The 14,475-nt window shown below is 72.4% G+C and carries 12 protein-coding genes and 3 pseudogenes; 9 read left to right on the forward strand and 6 right to left on the reverse strand.

The annotated features are described in order from the left end of the window. Positions 1–12: 12 nt before the first annotated feature. A pseudogene (locus Ae331Ps2_RS34240) lies at positions 13–156 on the forward strand (pentapeptide repeat-containing protein); the annotation flags it as partial. A 43-nt stretch (positions 157–199) separates the two neighbouring features. Here Ae331Ps2_RS34240 and Ae331Ps2_RS11930 read toward each other — a convergent pair. Next, complete coding sequence (locus Ae331Ps2_RS11930; protein WP_139318855.1) at positions 200–403, reverse strand: hypothetical protein; 204 nt, start codon at positions 401–403, stop codon at positions 200–202. A gap of 245 nt (positions 404–648) precedes the next feature. On the opposite strand from Ae331Ps2_RS11930, the gene Ae331Ps2_RS11935 reads away from it, so the two are divergent. The 3 genes and pseudogenes from Ae331Ps2_RS11935 to Ae331Ps2_RS11945 all read left to right on the forward strand — a co-directional run. After that, entirely contained in the window at positions 649–1,569 is a 921-nt protein-coding gene (locus Ae331Ps2_RS11935; protein ID WP_075308876.1) for a helix-turn-helix transcriptional regulator, read from the forward strand. A 129-nt stretch (positions 1,570–1,698) separates the two neighbouring features. After that, complete coding sequence (locus Ae331Ps2_RS11940; RefSeq protein WP_075308874.1) at positions 1,699–3,336, forward strand: ABC transporter substrate-binding protein; 1,638 nt, start codon at positions 1,699–1,701, stop codon at positions 3,334–3,336. Between the two features lie 76 nt (positions 3,337–3,412). Further along, positions 3,413–3,868 (forward strand): annotated as a pseudogene (locus Ae331Ps2_RS11945) (ABC transporter permease); the annotation flags it as partial. A 28-nt stretch (positions 3,869–3,896) separates the two neighbouring features. Here the strand turns inward: Ae331Ps2_RS11945 and Ae331Ps2_RS11950 are convergent. Next, a complete protein-coding gene (locus Ae331Ps2_RS11950; RefSeq protein WP_075313133.1) occupies positions 3,897–4,721 on the reverse strand; it encodes a transposase family protein in 825 nt (274 codons plus the stop codon). A gap of 135 nt (positions 4,722–4,856) precedes the next feature. Here Ae331Ps2_RS11950 and Ae331Ps2_RS11955 point away from each other — a divergent pair. The 4 genes and pseudogenes from Ae331Ps2_RS11955 to Ae331Ps2_RS11970 all read left to right on the forward strand — a co-directional run. After that, positions 4,857–5,399: pseudogene (locus tag Ae331Ps2_RS11955) on the forward strand (ABC transporter permease); the annotation flags it as partial. Then, positions 5,396–6,337 carry an ABC transporter permease gene (locus Ae331Ps2_RS11960; RefSeq protein WP_075308872.1) on the forward strand — a complete coding sequence of 314 codons (942 nt, stop codon included), beginning with the start codon at positions 5,396–5,398 and terminating at the stop codon, positions 6,335–6,337. The pseudogene Ae331Ps2_RS11955 and the gene Ae331Ps2_RS11960, both read left to right, overlap by 4 nt. Next, the gene (locus Ae331Ps2_RS11965; protein WP_283160288.1) at positions 6,319–7,329 is read left to right on the forward strand and encodes an ABC transporter ATP-binding protein; all 1,011 of its coding nucleotides are present in this window, start codon (positions 6,319–6,321) and stop codon (positions 7,327–7,329) included. Before Ae331Ps2_RS11960 ends, Ae331Ps2_RS11965 begins: the two co-directional genes overlap by 19 nt. Continuing rightward, positions 7,326–8,429: an ABC transporter ATP-binding protein gene (locus Ae331Ps2_RS11970; protein ID WP_075308868.1), complete on the forward strand. Its 1,104-nt coding sequence runs from the start codon at positions 7,326–7,328 to the stop codon at positions 8,427–8,429. Before Ae331Ps2_RS11965 ends, Ae331Ps2_RS11970 begins: the two co-directional genes overlap by 4 nt. Before the next feature lie 83 nt (positions 8,430–8,512). Here the strand turns inward: Ae331Ps2_RS11970 and leuA are convergent, their stop codons facing one another. Next, the gene (gene leuA / locus Ae331Ps2_RS11975) at positions 8,513–10,309 is read right to left on the reverse strand and encodes a 2-isopropylmalate synthase (RefSeq protein ID WP_075308866.1); all 1,797 of its coding nucleotides are present in this window, start codon (positions 10,307–10,309) and stop codon (positions 8,513–8,515) included. 295 nt (positions 10,310–10,604) lie between these two features. Between leuA and Ae331Ps2_RS11980 the strand changes: the two genes are divergently transcribed. Further along, positions 10,605–10,910 (forward strand): hypothetical protein, encoded by a 306-nt coding sequence (locus tag Ae331Ps2_RS11980; protein WP_075308864.1) that lies wholly within the window; start codon positions 10,605–10,607, stop codon positions 10,908–10,910. Here Ae331Ps2_RS11980 and Ae331Ps2_RS11985 read toward each other — a convergent pair. The 3 genes from Ae331Ps2_RS11985 to Ae331Ps2_RS11995 are packed head-to-tail and all read right to left on the reverse strand — an operon-like array spanning position 10,888 to position 14,416. Further along, positions 10,888–12,312 (reverse strand): DUF1116 domain-containing protein, encoded by a 1,425-nt coding sequence (locus tag Ae331Ps2_RS11985; RefSeq protein ID WP_075308862.1) that lies wholly within the window; start codon positions 12,310–12,312, stop codon positions 10,888–10,890. The two genes, Ae331Ps2_RS11980 and Ae331Ps2_RS11985, sit on opposite strands and share 23 nt — an antisense overlap. Continuing rightward, positions 12,309–13,733 carry an FdrA family protein gene (locus tag Ae331Ps2_RS11990; RefSeq protein WP_075308860.1) on the reverse strand — a complete coding sequence of 475 codons (1,425 nt, stop codon included), beginning with the start codon at positions 13,731–13,733 and terminating at the stop codon, positions 12,309–12,311. Before Ae331Ps2_RS11990 ends, Ae331Ps2_RS11985 begins: the two co-directional genes overlap by 4 nt. Further along, positions 13,730–14,416, reverse strand: a complete 687-nt coding sequence (locus tag Ae331Ps2_RS11995) for a DUF2877 domain-containing protein (protein ID WP_075308858.1) — start codon at positions 14,414–14,416, stop codon at positions 13,730–13,732. Before Ae331Ps2_RS11995 ends, Ae331Ps2_RS11990 begins: the two co-directional genes overlap by 4 nt. Positions 14,417–14,475: the final 59 nt, after the last annotated feature.

Genomic DNA, 14,475 nt, shown 5'->3' on the forward strand with positions numbered 1-14,475 from the left:
GATGCTCCTTCGGTGAGCCTCAGCGGGGCTGATGCTCCTTCGGTGAGCCTCAGCGGGGCTGATGCTCCTTCGGTGAGCCTCAGCGGGGCTGATGCTCCTTCGGTGAGCCTCAGCGGGGCTGATGCTCCTTCGGTGAGCCTCAGCGGGGCTGATGCTCCTTCGGTGAGCCTCAGCGGGGCTGATGCTCCTTCGGCAAGCCTCAGTCGGTGTCCTCGTCGCCCCACGCGTCCACGTGGTGCGACCGGCCGTGGAGCTGGCGCTGCCTGCGCTCCCACTCCCGGCGGCGCTGCTCGGCGATCCGACGCCACGCCTCGCTCTGGCGCCGGTCGGTCACCCCGATCACGATCGCCGAGAGGACCAGCGTGGCCAGCCCGGCCAGGGCCACCGCCACCAGCGCGATCACGGCGACCACCGCCCGGTACGGGCGCGGTGGTACGTGCCTGCGTGCGGCACCTGCGTCCTGCGGATCATGTCCATCTCCCTTCGTGTGTCGCGGTCGGTCCGTGGTCCCCGTCCGCCACGGTCGGTGTGGCTGCCGTCACGTCCGGGTGATGTCAGCATGCCCGATGGAGCGCTCCCGTGCAATTGCAGACTCAGGGAATTGCACGGAGCTGTAGATTGCACGGCAGGACCGGGGAGGAGTGCGGGGTGGAGCAGGAGCCGACCGGCGCACGACGACGGCTGGGTGCCGAGCTGCGCCGGCTGCGCGTCAACGCCGGGCTGAAGCTGGAGGACGCCGCGGCCGGGGTGGGCTGCTCGGCGTCGAAGATCAGCAGGCTGGAGAACGGCAAGGGGGTGCCGCGCCCGGCCGACGTCGCCGCGCTGGTCGAGGTCTACGGCGGGGTCGCCGGGGTCGAGGCGGAGATGCTTGAACGGCTGGTCACCGAGAGCCGTACCCGTGGCTGGTGGGAGCCGTTCACCGAGGGCCTGCGCACCGACCCGCACTTCCTGCCGTCGCCGGGTCGGTACGCGGCCGCCGAGACCGACGCGACCGCCGTCGCCGCGTTCGACCTGACCGTGCTGCACGGGCTGCTCCAGACGCCCGCCTACGCCCACGCCGCGCTGCGCGCCCGGCTCCCGGGTCGCCCGGACTGGGAGATCGACCAGCTCGTGCGGCTGCGCGGTCGTCGCCACGAGGCGCTCACCGCGACACCGCCGCTGGTGCTCGACGTGGTCGTCGACGAGGCCGTGCTCGTCCGCGCGACCGGCGGTCCCGCGGTGATGGCCGAGCAGCTCGACCGGCTGCTCACGCTGTCGGAGCTGCCCGACGTGACGCTGCGTGTACTCCCGTTCGGCGCCGGGCCGCAGCGTGCGCACGCCGGCCGATTCGCGATCCTGACCGTCCCCGACGCACTCGGGCCCGACGTCGTCCACACCGAGGGGCACGCGGGGGAGTCGTTCCTGGAGTCGCCCGCCGACCTGCGCACCTACCGTGAGGTCTTCGACGAGGTCCGGGCCGCCGCGCTCGACGAGGACGCCTCGCGGGCCGCGGTCGCGAACCACCGGGACGCGCACCGGGCCGCCGCCGTCGAGGCGTCGAGCGAACGGGACGTGCGTACCAGTTCGTAGCACTATCGTGACGCAAGGGACTACCGGTTGGTAACGGACCGCTATAGGTTTCCCCGTCATCAGGTGTCCTCACGCACACATCGGGTGGACGCCTCTGCTGACGAGGGGACCGGAATGCGCAGACGGTGGATGACGGCGGTCATGGCGGGCGTGCTCGCAGTGGGCATGACCGCCTGCGCGAGCTCGGAGCGCGGAGCGGGCGGCGACGCCGCAGGAGGGACCTTCGTCTTCGGCGCCGCCGGCGCGCCGAAGAACTTCGACCCGATCTTCAACGACGACGGCGAGAGCTTCCGCCCGGCGCGGCAGATGTTCGACACGCTGATCACCCACAAGCCCGGGACCACCGAGCTCGCGCCCGGCCTGGCCACCGAGTGGAAGTCCACTCCGGACGGCAAGACCTGGACGTTCACCCTCCGCGAGGGCGTCACGTTCCACGACGGCACGCCGTTCGACGCGACCGCGGTCTGCGCGAACTTCGACCGCTGGTTCCAGATGAAGGGAGCCGCGGCCCAGAGCCAGATGATCTACTACGGCGATGTCTTCGGGGGCTTCGCCAAGAACGAGGGTGACGCCTCGGGCGCACCGCTCTACAAGTCCTGCACGGCGCAGAGCCCGAACACCGCCGTCCTGGCGCTGAACAAGTTCAAGGGCGCGTTCCCGGCCGCCTTCGCCCTCCCGTCGTTCTCGATCTCCAGCCCGACGGCGCTCAAGCAGTACGACGCCGACGCCGTCACCCAGAGCGGTGACTCCTTCACCTACCCCGCCTACGCGAACGAGCACCCGACGGGCACCGGCCCGTTCAAGTTCGAGAGTTTCGACAAGGCGAACAACACGATCACCCTGGTCCGCAACGACCAGTACTGGGGTGAGAAGGCCAAGCTCGACCGGCTCATCTTCAAGATCATCCCGGACGAGAACGCCCGCAAGCAGGAGCTGGCCGCCGGCACCATCGACGGCTACGACTACCCGTCGCCCGCGGACTACCAGACCCTGAAGGACCAGGGCGACCAGGTGCTGATCCGCCAGCCGTTCTCGCTGCTCTACATGGGCATCAACACGAAGAACAACCCCAAGCTCAAGGACCTTCGGGTCCGTCAGGCGCTCGCCTACGCGATCGACCGCGAGTCGCTGGTCCGCACGAAGATGCCGGAGGGTTCCGCGGTCGCGAAGGAGTTCGTGCCGCCGACCGTCGCGGGCTACGCCGACGACGTCACCGAGTACCCGTACGACCCGGAGAAGGCCAAGCAGCTGCTCGCGGAGGCCGGCGCGCAGAACCTGACGCTGAACTTCTACTACCCGACCGAGATCACCCGGCCCTACATGCCGAACCCGGCGGACCTGTTCTCGGCGATGTCGGCGAACCTGAAGGCCGTCGGCATCACGGTCAACCCGGTCGCGCGGCCGTGGAACGGCGGCTACAAGGACGACGTCCAGAAGGCCGGCAAGCACGACCTGCACCTGCTCGGCTGGACCGGCGACTACAACGACGCCGGCAACTTCGTCGGCACGTTCTTCGGCCGGGAGAAGGCCGAGTTCGGGCCGCAGGACCCGGCGATGTTCGCCGAGCTGGCCAAGGCCGACGCCATCCCGGACCCGGCCGGCCACGCCGCGGCGTACCAGCAGGCCAACAAGGACATCATGGCCAAGTACCTGCCGGCCGTGCCGATCCTGACCACCGGACCGGCGATCGTCGTCGGACCGAACGTGCAGGGCCTCGTCCCGTCGCCGCTGACCGACGAGCGCTTCGTCTCCGTCAGCAAGAACTGACCGTGCCCCGGGCGCCGCGGAGACCCCGCGGCGCCCGGCCGCGTGTCCCGCCTCCCACCACTGAGGACATCCACGCATGCTGCGCTTCGTCGCGCGCCGCCTGCTCCAGGTCGTCCCGACGCTGCTCATCCTGTCCGTGCTGTTGTTCGCCTGGCTGCGCTCGCTGCCCGGTGGACCGGCCGGTGCGCTGCTCGGAGACAAGGCGACCCCGGAGTCGATCGCCGCACTCAACAAGACACTGGGCCTGGACCAACCCATCCCGATCCAGTACCTGCACTACCTCGGCCGGGCGCTGACCGGCGACTTCGGCGCCTCCCTCGTCACCGGAGACCCGGTGATCACCGAGCTCGGCCGCGCGCTGCCGGGCACGATCGAGCTCTCCCTGGCGGCGCTGCTGCTCGCCGTCGCCCTCGGGATCCCGCTCGGCTACCTCGCCGCCCGCCACCGCGGCGGGATCTGGGACAACCTGACCATCGTCGGAACGCTGGTCGGTGTCGCCGTGCCGGTGTTCTTCCTCGGCTACGTGCTCAAGCAGTGAGGTGTTCTCAGTAGCGGGTTGATCATGTCGTGCGGTCGTACTCGGTGTGGAGTAGTACGAGCGCAGCTGCGGTGATCGCGCCGGTGCGCCAGGGACATAGCGTGACTCGCCGCAACGCGGCGAAGGTGGTCTTGAGCAGGGCGTTTCCGCGTTCGGCCAGAGCACGAAGGGCTGAGTGCAGGGTGTTGACGGTGCGCTGGTTGACCGTCTGCCCGCGGCCGGGGGCGAGTTTGATGGGCACGGTGAGCCGGTCGGCTTCGCCTTCGTAGCCGAGGTCGCCCAGCGCGGCGTGGGTGTCGTCGGTGAACGCGGCCAGGCCCTCGAGCAGCCCGGGGTGGGTACGGGCGCAGCGGGTGTCGTGCTCGCGGCCCGGCCGCACGTCGCTGGTCCATAGCGGCCATCCATCAGGTGCGGTGAGGACCTGGATGTTCCCGCCGTGGCGGCGGTGCTTGCCCGACCACCACAGGTCGACCCCGGGGGTGAGGCCGAGCGCGCGGCACCGGTCGGTGGCGATCAGGGTGCCGTCGAGATTCACGTGGGTGTGCCCGGCTGTGCGGGCGGCGAGCAGGGCTCCGTGCAGGCCGGGTGCGGCCGCGGCGAGGACGTCGATGCCTTCGTGCAGGTAACGGTAGGCCGTTGCAGTGCTGATCGCGTTGTCACCGGCCAAACATCGGACCCGGGTAGCATCACAGAACCAGCGGATCACCAGCACTGCCTGGGCGAACGGGGTCAACGCCCGCCGCCGGGTGCCACGTCGACGGCGTTGAAGGACCAGGAGCCGCGCCAGATAGGCCACGGTGCGCTCCCCGATCGGGAGGACAGCGGTGTAGGTGACAGGATCAGACATGCAGGACCTCGGTGACGGTGTCGATCTGTGCTGGACCGAACCGATCTACCGGGGTCCTGCCCCGTTCCCGCTCATCTCACCACCCTCGGCGTGTCGCCACGACCTGCCACCCCGCTACTGAGAACACCTCAGTTCCTGGCCGTCGACCTCGGTCTGTTCCCGCCGTCCGGGCTGCAGTCGACCGGCATCGACGCCACCTCGGTGACCGGCTTCCCCACCCTCGACGGCCTGCTCACCCGCGAGTTCGACGCCAGCTGGGACTCGCTGATGCACCTCGTGCTGCCGGCCGTCACGCTGGCGACGATCCCGCTCGCCGTCATCGTGCGGATCACCCGGGCCTCGGTGCTCGACGTGCTGGAGTCCGACTTCGTCCGCACCGCCAACGCCAAGGGCCTCGCGCCGGGCACCGTCCGCGGCCGGCACGTCCTGCGCAACGCGCTGCTGCCGGTCTCCACGACGATCGGCCTGCAGACCGGCCTGCTCCTCGCCGGCGCGGTGCTGACCGAGAAGGTGTTCAACCGGCCCGGCATCGGCACCCTGATCGCCGAGGGCATCGAGCGCCGCGACTACCCGCGGCTGCAGGCCGTGGTGCTGCTCGGCGCACTGATCTACGTGCTGGTCAACCTGCTCGTCGACCTGTCCTACGCCGTGATCGACCCGAGGGTGAGGCTGCGATGAGCGCACCGACCACCTGGGCGCAACGGCGCAGGGACCGGATCGACGACACCGCGGGCCGCAGCCTGTCCGCCGACGCGCTGCGCCGGCTGCGTCGCAGCCCCACCGCGATCGTCGGTGCGGTGATCATCGGGCTGTTCGTGCTGGTCTCGGTGTTCGCGCCGCTGCTGGCCCCGCACGACCCGGCCCAGGCCTTCCCGCAGCTGCTCGACCAGCTGCGTCCCGGCTCGATCCCCGGACCGCAGCCGGGCTTCCCGCTCGGCAGCGACCAGAACGGCCGCGACGAGTTCTCCCGGATGATCCTGGCGTCGCGCCAGACCCTGCTGGTCGGCGTGCTCGCCACCGTGTTCGGGCTCGCGGTGGGTCTGGTCATCGGCGTGGTCGCCGGGGCCTTCGGCGGCTGGATCGACACCGTCCTCATGCGGGTCACCGACGTGCTGCTGTCGATCCCGTCGCTGCTGCTCGCCATCTCCGTCGCGGCGCTGGCCGCCCGGCCCAGCCAGACCACGGTCATCATCGCCGTCGCGCTGGTGAACGTGCCGATCTTCGCCCGGCTGCTGCGCGGGTCGATGCTCGCCCAGCGCGACTCCGACCACGTCCTCGCGGCCACCGCGCTCGGCGTGAAGCGACGGGCGGTGGTGCTGCGGCACATGCTGCCCAACGCGATCGGCCCGGTGATCGTGCAGGCCACGCTGACCCTGGCGACGGCGATCCTCGACGCGGCCGCGCTGTCCTTCCTCGGCCTCGGCGACGCCGACCCGGCCCGCGCTGAGTGGGGCCTCATGCTCGCCTCCGCGCAGCCCTACCTCGACGTCCGGCCCGGGCTGGCGGTCTACCCGGCGATCGCGATCATCGTCGTCGCGCTCGGGTTCACGCTGCTCGGCGAGTCGCTGCGCGAGGCCATCGACCCGAAAGGCCGGAGATGGCCACACCTCCGATGAACCCGCTGTTGCAGGTCCAGGACCTGTCCGTGCGCTTCGTCCGCAAGGGCGAGGCCGACGTCGTCGCCGTCGACGGGGTGTCGTTCGACGTCCGCCCCGGCGAGGTCGTCGGCCTGGTCGGCGAGTCCGGCTGCGGCAAGTCCGTGACCTCCCTGGCGATCATGGGACTGCTGCCGGGCCGCACCCCCCGGGTGGGCGGCTCGGTGCTGTTCTCCTCCGGGGACGAGTCCGTCGACCTGCTCACCCTGTCCGACGCCGCGCTGCGCGAGCGGCGCGGCCGCGACATCGGGATGGTCTTCCAGGACCCGCTGTCGTCGCTGAACCCGGTCGTCCCGGTGGGTGTCCAGATCACCGAGGCGCTCGTCCGGCACCGCGGGATGTCCAAGGACGAGGCGCGCCGGGAGGCGGTGTCGCTCCTGGAGCGGGTCGGTATCCCCGACCCGGCACGACGCGTGTCGGCCTACCCGCACCAGATGTCGGGCGGGATGCGCCAGCGGGCGCTGATCGCGATCGCGCTGGCCTGTCGGCCGAAGCTGCTCATCGCCGACGAGCCGACCACCGCCCTCGACGTCACCATCCAGGCCCAGATCCTGGAGCTGCTGCGCGAGCTGGTCGCCGAGACGGGGACGGCACTGATCATGATCACGCACGACCTCGGCGTCGTCGCGGGGCTCTGCGACCGGGTCAACGTCCTCTACGGCGGCCGGGTCGTGGAGCGCGCGGAGCGGCACGCACTGTTCGGGGGGCCGCGCCACCCGTACACCTCCGGTCTGATCCGGTCGATCCCGCGGCTGGACTCCGACCCCGCCGACGAGCTGCCCGCGATCACCGGGTCGGTGTCGGACAACCTGCCGTGGGACCACGCGTGCGCGTTCGCGCCGCGCTGCCCACGGGCGCTGGAGACCTGCACCTCGGTCACCCCGGCGGCCGACGACGAGGCGGGCCGGCTGCTGCGCTGCCACAACCCCGAGCCGATCGGAGCGACGGCATGAGCCCGCTGCTGGAGGTCTCCGACCTGCAGGTGCACTTCCCGATCACCCAGGGGGTGCTCGTCCAGCGCACCGTCGGGCACGTCAAGGCCGTCGACGGCGTCTCGCTGCGGATCGAGCGCGGCGAGACCTACGGCCTGGTCGGTGAGTCCGGCTGCGGCAAGTCCACGCTCGGCCGGGCGGTCCTCAAGCTCACCGAGCCGACCGCGGGGACGGTCTCCTTCGACGGCACCGACGTCGCCGCGCTGAAGGGGGAGCCGCTGCGCCGGATGCGCCGGCGGTTCCAGATGGTCTTCCAGGACCCGATGTCGAGCCTCGACCCGCGCCAGTCGGTCGGGTCGCTGCTGCGCGAGGGGCTGGCCGCACACGGCATCGAGGCCGGTCCGGACCGGCTCGCCGAGCTGATGCGCGCGGTCGGTCTGCCCGAGTCGGCCCTGCGCCGCTACCCGCACGAGTTCTCCGTCGGGCAGCGCCAGCGCATCGGCATCGCCCGTGCGCTCTGCGTGGAGCCCGACCTGGTCGTCGCCGACGAGCCGGTGTCCGCGCTGGACGTGTCGGTGCAGGCCCAGGTGCTGAACCTGCTGCGGTCGCTGCAACGCGAGCTGGGTCTGACCTACCTGGTCATCGCGCACGACCTGGCCGTCGTGCGGCACGTGTCCGACCGGGTCGGGGTGATGTACCTCGGGTCGATCGTGGAGGAGGCGCCGGCCCGCGCGCTCTACGACGGCCCGCTGCATCCCTACACCCGGGCGCTGCTCTCGGCGGTGCCCCAGCCGGACCCGACGGTGGAGGACACCCGCGAGCGGATCCTGCTGTCCGGGGACCTGCCGTCGCCGGCCGCGCCGCCCGCCGGGTGCCGGTTCCACACCCGCTGCCCGTGGCGTCAGGAGGACCGGTGCTCCACCGAGCGCCCGCAGCTCCGGACGCTCGACGGCGACACCACCGGGCACCGGGTCGCCTGCCACCACGCCGAGGCCATCCGCGACGGGGTCATCACCCCGCACGAGGTGACCGCGGAGGAGGCCGACGCCGCCGTCGGCCCGGGCAGCGGCCCGGAGGTACCCGGCCAGCAGATCACCCTCGGCGACGCGATCGGCCGCTGACCGGCCCACCGGTCACCCGTGACCGGGCCGTCCGTACGAGACCTCTCGTGCGGACGGCCCGTTTCGCGCGGTGGTGGAGGGCGTCAGCGCAGGGCGCGGTTGATCGCGCTCACGACGCCCTTGAGGCTGGCGCTGGTGATCGAGCTGTCGATCCCGACGCCCCAGAACACCTTCTCCTCGACGGCGCACTCGACGTAGGCCGCGGCGCGGGCGTCGTCACCGCCGCCCATCGCGTGCTCGTGGTAGTCGAGGACCCGGACGTCGAACCCGATCCCGGCCAGCGCGTCCACGAACGCCGCGATCGGCCCGTTCCCGGAGCCGGCGATCTCGTGCAGGTCGGACTCGACGCGCACCGTCGCCACGATCTCGTCGCGGCCCTCGCCGTCGCTGTGGACGCGGTGGCGCACCAGCTTGAGCGGGGTCTCGCGGCCCAGGTACTCGACGTCGAACGCGTCGCGCATCGCCTTGGGCTCGACCTCGCCGCCCTCGGTGTCGGTGAAGGCCTGGATGACGTGGCTGAACTCGATCTGCAGCCGTCGCGGCAGGTCGAGCTGGTGCTCGGTCTTCATGATGTAGGCGATGCCGCCCTTGCCGGACTGGCTGTTGACCCGGATGACGGCCTCGTAGGTGCGGCCGATGTCCTTCGGGTCCACGGGCAGGTACGGGACCTCCCAGGTGTGGTCGGCGACCGGGTGCCCGGCCTCGGCGGCGTCGGCCTCCATCGCGGCGAAGCCCTTGTTGATCGCGTCCTGGTGGGAGCCGGAGAACGCGGTGTAGACCAGGTCGCCGCCCCACGGGTGGCGCTCGTGCACCGGCAGCTGGTTGCAGTACTCGACGGTGCGGCGGATCTCGTCGATGTCGGAGAAGTCGATCTGCGGGTCGACGCCCTGGGTGAACATGTTCATGCCCAGCGCGACCAGGTCGACGTTGCCGGTGCGCTCGCCGTTGCCGAACAGGCAGCCCTCGATGCGGTCGGCGCCGGCCTGGTAGCCGAGCTCGGCGGCGGCGATGCCGGTACCGCGGTCGTTGTGCGGGTGCAGCGACAGGATCAGCGCGTCGCGACGGGCCAGGTTGCGGTGCATCCACTCGATGGAGTCCGCGTAGACGTTCGGCGTCGCCATCTCGACCGTCGCCGGCAGGTTGACGATCATCGGGTGCTCGGGCGTCGGCTGCCAGATCGCGCTCACCGCGTTGGTGATCTCGACGGCGTACTCCAGCTCGGTGCCGGTGTAGGACTCCGGCGAGTACTGGAAGGTCCAGTCGGTCGCCGGGTACTTCTCGGCGAACTTCGCGACCTCCTCCGCGCCGTCGGTGGCGATCTTGGTGATGCCCGCGCGGTCGGAGCGGAAGACGACCCGGCGCTGCAGGATCGAGGTCGAGTTGTAGAGGTGGACGATCGCCGAGTGCGCGCCCTCGCAGGCCTCGAAGGTTCGCTGGATCAGCTCCGGCCGGGCCTGGGTCAGGACCTGGATCTGCACGTCGGACGGGATCGCCTCGTCCTCGATGATCTCGCGGACGAAGTCGAAGTCGGTCTGGCTCGCCGCCGGGAAGCCGACCTCGATCTGCTTGTAGCCCATGCGTACCAGCAGGTCGAACATGCGCCGCTTGCGCAGCGGGCTCATCGGGTCGATCAGCGCCTGGTTGCCGTCACGCAGGTCGACCGCGCACCACAGCGGCGCGGTGTCGATGACCTTGTCCGGCCACGTGCGGTCCGGCAGCGAGACCGGCTCGACCAGCTGATGGAACGGCTTGTACCGGTGCACCGGCATCTGCGAGCCGCGCTGGCGGTTCCAGGCCGGCTGGGTCGCGTGCGGCGCGCCCTCGGGGGTGCGGACGTTGCTGCGGGCGCGGGCCTCGTAGGCGTCGGGAGAGGTGGTCACGGGAACTGCTCCTGATGTCGGACGGTCGTGGCGACCGGCGGACACGCGAAACCCCGCGACGAGGGGCCGGTCGGTTCAGACCCCGCCGCGGCGGCGAAGGAGCAGGCGCGCCATGCTCCCACCGTAGACCCGACCCCCCGTTGTACGGCAACCCGCTGTCCCGGACCGGCGTTGGTGTCACCCGGACGACGGCACGCAACGAAGTGATCACAACCGAGAGCGTTCTTCCTCGTTGTGGGGGCAGTGAGGGCACGGCGGTGCGACCATGACGCCGTCGGAGACAAAGGGGTGTGTGATGGCGGCAACCGTGGGTACGACCGTGCGGCAGGGCGTGGGCATCATCGCGACGATCGTGCGGATCGTGGGCCTGGTGATCGTGGCCATCCTGGTCGCGCACATCGTGCTGACCCTGCTCGACGCCAACCCGGCGAACTTCCTCACCGAGTACATCTCGTCGTGGGCGGCCCAGCTGAACCTCGGCCTCGGTGACCTGTTCACCCCGGCCCAGCCGAAGATGGCCGTCACGCTGAACTACGGGGTCGCGGCGATCCTCTGGCTGATCATCACCACGGTCGTCGTCAGGCTGCTGCGCCGCGTCTGAGGACCGTCCGCTCCGCCAGCCGGGTGAGCGCCTTCGGGAAGATCTCGGCCGGCGGGGTGACGAGCCCGGCCCCGACCTGCCCGACGCCCGCGACCCGTCCGGCCATACCCGTGTTGATCTGCGGGAGGATGCCCGTCCGGCAGACTCGGGTGACGTCGATGCCGCTGGGGACACCGGCGAACTCCAGGATCGGGACGGTCCACCGCCGGCTCTCCCCGAGCGTGATCTCGCGCATCCGGCGGGTGGTGGCCAGTGCGTCCGGCACGGTCCCGCCGACGAACCGCACGATCGCCGGGGCGGTCGCCATGGCGAAGCCACCGATCCCGGCCGTCTCGGTGATCGCCGAGTCGCCGATGTCGGGGTTGGCGTCGGCCGGGCCGTAGTCGCCCAGGAACAGGCCGTCGGCCAGCTGGGCCGGGCCGGTGAACCACTCGTCGCCGGTGCCGGAGACCTGGATGCCGAAGTCGGTTCCGTTGCGCGCCATCGCCACCACCATGGTGGAGCCGTCGACGTCCCGGGCGGCGTCCAGGGCCAGCTTGCACGCGGGCATGGCGAGGTTCAGGAAGAAGTGGTCGTTGCCCCCGACGAACCGCAGCGCCTCCGCGACGTCGGCGCTCGGGACACCGGCGGCGGCCGCCGTCGCGACGAGGTCCGGGCCCAGGTCCCGCAGCAGCATCAGGGTCCCCGCCCGGTTGCGGTTGTGCGCCTCGTCGCCCATCTGCAGCATCTGGGTCAGCACGCCGGTCACGTCGACCGGCTCACCCGCGTCCCGCCGGGCCCGGACGGCGCCGCGCAGCAGCGGGCCCAGCACGTCGCCCATCCAGCGCAGCCGCCGGATCACCTCCGGGCCGTAGGCGCCGTAGCGCAGGACCTTGCCCAGCCCCTCGTTCAGCGAGCAGTGGGCACGGCGGCCGGTGGCCGGGTCCTCGAGCACGAACATCCACATGCCCGGGGTGACGACGCCGGCCATCGGGCCGACCGCCCCGCGGTGGTGGCACGGCTCCAGCGAGACCGAGGAGCCCGACGCGAACAGCGCTGCGGCGTCCTCCGGGTCGGTGACCAGGCCCTCCAGCGCGGCGCCGCCCATCAGGGCGCCGCGGAGCGGGCCTGATGCGCGCTCCCAGGTGATCGGTGGCCCGGCGTGCAGGAACTCTCCCGGGGTGAGGCCGAGGACCTCCGAGGCCGGGGCGACGTCGACGAGCGTCGCGGTGACGTCGAGCATCGCGGCGAGGGCGCGCTCGTTCGCCGCCCGGCGCAGCGGGTCGGTGGCGACGGTCGCCAGATCGGCCGCGGTGCCGTCCATCGGCGGGCGCCAGTCGACCCGGGTGACCGGGACGGCCTGGTCGGCGGCGGCGTCGGCGAGCAGGTCGGTGCCGGTGCTCACCAGCGAGGGGGTGGTCATCGGGCGGCTCCGGTCGTCGTGTCGGCGGGAAGGAGTGCGAGTGCCCGGCGCGTGGCGCCGGCGTGCGAGAGGTGGACCTCCGCGCCGGCCGCGACCAGCGCGTCGATCTGCGCGGCCAGGTCCTGCGGGTCGGCGCCGGTCCCGACGACCGAGACGACGGCCGGCACCCGGGACCCGGCGATCGCGGGGGCCAGCACGGAGGCCGGGTCCGGCTCGGCGCCGTGCCCCAGCACCAGGTCGAGCAGGACGACGGCGGTCTCCGGGTCGGCCAGCGCGGCCGCGAGGTGCTCCAGGCGCAACGTCGGGTCGATCATCGGGTGGGCGCGGCCACGGGTCCACTCGTCGTCGCCGAAGTCGACGAAGGTGTGGCCGGCCCGGGCAGCGTCCTCGCCCGCGATCTGCGCGGACTCGGTGGCGAGCGTGCCGCCGACGAACAGGCCGCGCAGCCGGTGCCCGCCGGGCGCCGGCCGCGCGGTGCCGTGCACCGGCCAGTCCGGGACGGGTCGGCCCAGCCGGACCAGGGCGGCCTCGGTCGCCGCGGTCAGGTCGGGCCTGCCCGGCCCGAGCAGCGCGTACTCGACCGGCGTCGTGATCGTCGCGACCAGCCGGTCGATCCGTTCGGCGACCTCGGGGGCGGGGGGCTTGGACACCAGCACGATCAGCTCGACGGCCGGGTCCGCGTCGAGGCGGCGCAGGGCCTCCCGGGTGGCGAGGCCGCCGACCGGAGCGGACAGGTCCCGCCCGCCGACGCCGAGCGCGGCGCGCACACCGACCCCGGCGTGGTCGAGCAGCGCCATCACCTGCTGGCACCCGGTCCCGGACGCGGCGACGAGCCCCACCGGACCGGGCTCGACGACGTTGGCGAATCCCAGGCCGAGCCCGTCCAGCACGGCCGTCCCGCAGTCCGGGCCCATGACCAGCAGGGACCGCTGCGCGGCGGCCTGCTTGAGCGCCACCTCCTGCTCCACCGGCACGTTGTCGCTGAAGATCATGACGTCGCTGCCGGCGTCGAGGGCGTCCATCGCCTCGACGGTGGCGTGCGGCCCGGGCACCGACACGAGCACGACCGAGCCCGGTGCCCTGTCCAGCGCCGTGGCGGTGGTGCGCGGCGGCGCGACCGCACCGGCCCCGCCGTCCGGTGCCGGTCTGCCCGCCTCGGCGAGCGCTTGGTCGACACCCGCCACGGCGGCGGACAGCGCGTCGTCACCGGTCAGGTGCAGGGCGACGACCAGGTCGTTCGCGCCGGTCCCGGCGGGGACGGAGAACCCCATGCCGGTCAGGACGTCGACGTTGAGCGGGGTGGCCATGGCGACCTGCGCGGCGACCACCCCGTCGAGCTGCTGGGCGGTGCGGCTGACCCGGAGCAGCGTGACCGAGTCGGCGTAGGCGCCGGGCCGGACCTCGACGTGCGTCGTCGTCATGCGGCGACTCCTTCGGTGTGCAGGGCGGACAGGGCGAGCGCGGCGCCGTGGACCATCGCGGCCCCGGAGGTGTGCCCGACGACGGTGAGCGCGGCGCGGGCCGCGGGCTCGGCCGCCGTGCCGAACTGCGGCACGACCTCGCCGCGCAGGGCACACCGCAGGAGCTCGGCGGACAGCAGCGTGGTGCGGTGCAGGTGGGCCAGGACGGCGGCGTCCACCTCGGGGGTGGCGACGCCGGCGGCCCGGTGCAGGGCGAGCCAGCCGCACAGGACGTCGTCGCCGAGCGGGGTGAGCCCCTCGCCGCGTCCGACGAGCCCGGCGCCGGCGGCCGGGGTCACCTCGGCCGGCAGGCCGGGGGCCGGCCGGAGCCCGGTGCGGGGCAGCGGGGACCGCGCGGGCACCCGGGTGTCGACCAGCCGCCGGACGACGACCGGCTCGTCGTCGAGGTGCAGGACCCCGCCGTGCACGGCGGCGGTGCCGACGGCGAGCGAGGGGAGCCGGGACCGCAGTCCGCAGGGCACCGGCACCGCCTCCGCGCCGAGGACGCCGACGCAGGTCTCGCGACCGTCGTCGTGGACGGCGAGGTAGACGGCGTCGGAGCCGCGGTGCACGACCCGGACCGGTCCGTCCGCGGCCCGCCGCAGCAGGTCGCGGACCCGGACGGGTGCGCTGACTCCGATCACGGACCGAAACTAGCCTGGGCAGCAGCGTCCGCCGATGTTAACTTGTGCCACCTTCGGAC

It is taken from the genome of Pseudonocardia sp. Ae331_Ps2, assembly GCF_001932405.1.
Taxonomy (GTDB): domain Bacteria; phylum Actinomycetota; class Actinomycetes; order Mycobacteriales; family Pseudonocardiaceae; genus Pseudonocardia.

What these genes read in the sequence shown, in the direction of transcription:
- Ae331Ps2_RS11980 (WP_075308864.1), top strand. Translation starts at nt 10,605, where the DNA reads ATGGCGGCAACCGTGGGTACGACCGTGCGGCAGGGCGTGGGCATCATC.
- Ae331Ps2_RS11990 (WP_075308860.1), bottom strand. Translation starts at nt 13,733, where the DNA reads ATGACGACGACGCACGTCGAGGTCCGGCCCGGCGCCTACGCCGACTCG.
- Ae331Ps2_RS11970 (WP_075308868.1), top strand. Translation starts at nt 7,326, where the DNA reads ATGAGCCCGCTGCTGGAGGTCTCCGACCTGCAGGTGCACTTCCCGATC.
- Ae331Ps2_RS11965 (WP_283160288.1), top strand. Translation starts at nt 6,319, where the DNA reads ATGGCCACACCTCCGATGAACCCGCTGTTGCAGGTCCAGGACCTGTCC.
- Ae331Ps2_RS11940 (WP_075308874.1), top strand. Translation starts at nt 1,699, where the DNA reads ATGACGGCGGTCATGGCGGGCGTGCTCGCAGTGGGCATGACCGCCTGC.
- Ae331Ps2_RS11985 (WP_075308862.1), bottom strand. Translation starts at nt 12,312, where the DNA reads ATGACCACCCCCTCGCTGGTGAGCACCGGCACCGACCTGCTCGCCGAC.
- Ae331Ps2_RS11950 (WP_075313133.1), bottom strand. Translation starts at nt 4,721, where the DNA reads ATGTCTGATCCTGTCACCTACACCGCTGTCCTCCCGATCGGGGAGCGC.
- Ae331Ps2_RS11960 (WP_075308872.1), top strand. Translation starts at nt 5,396, where the DNA reads ATGAGCGCACCGACCACCTGGGCGCAACGGCGCAGGGACCGGATCGAC.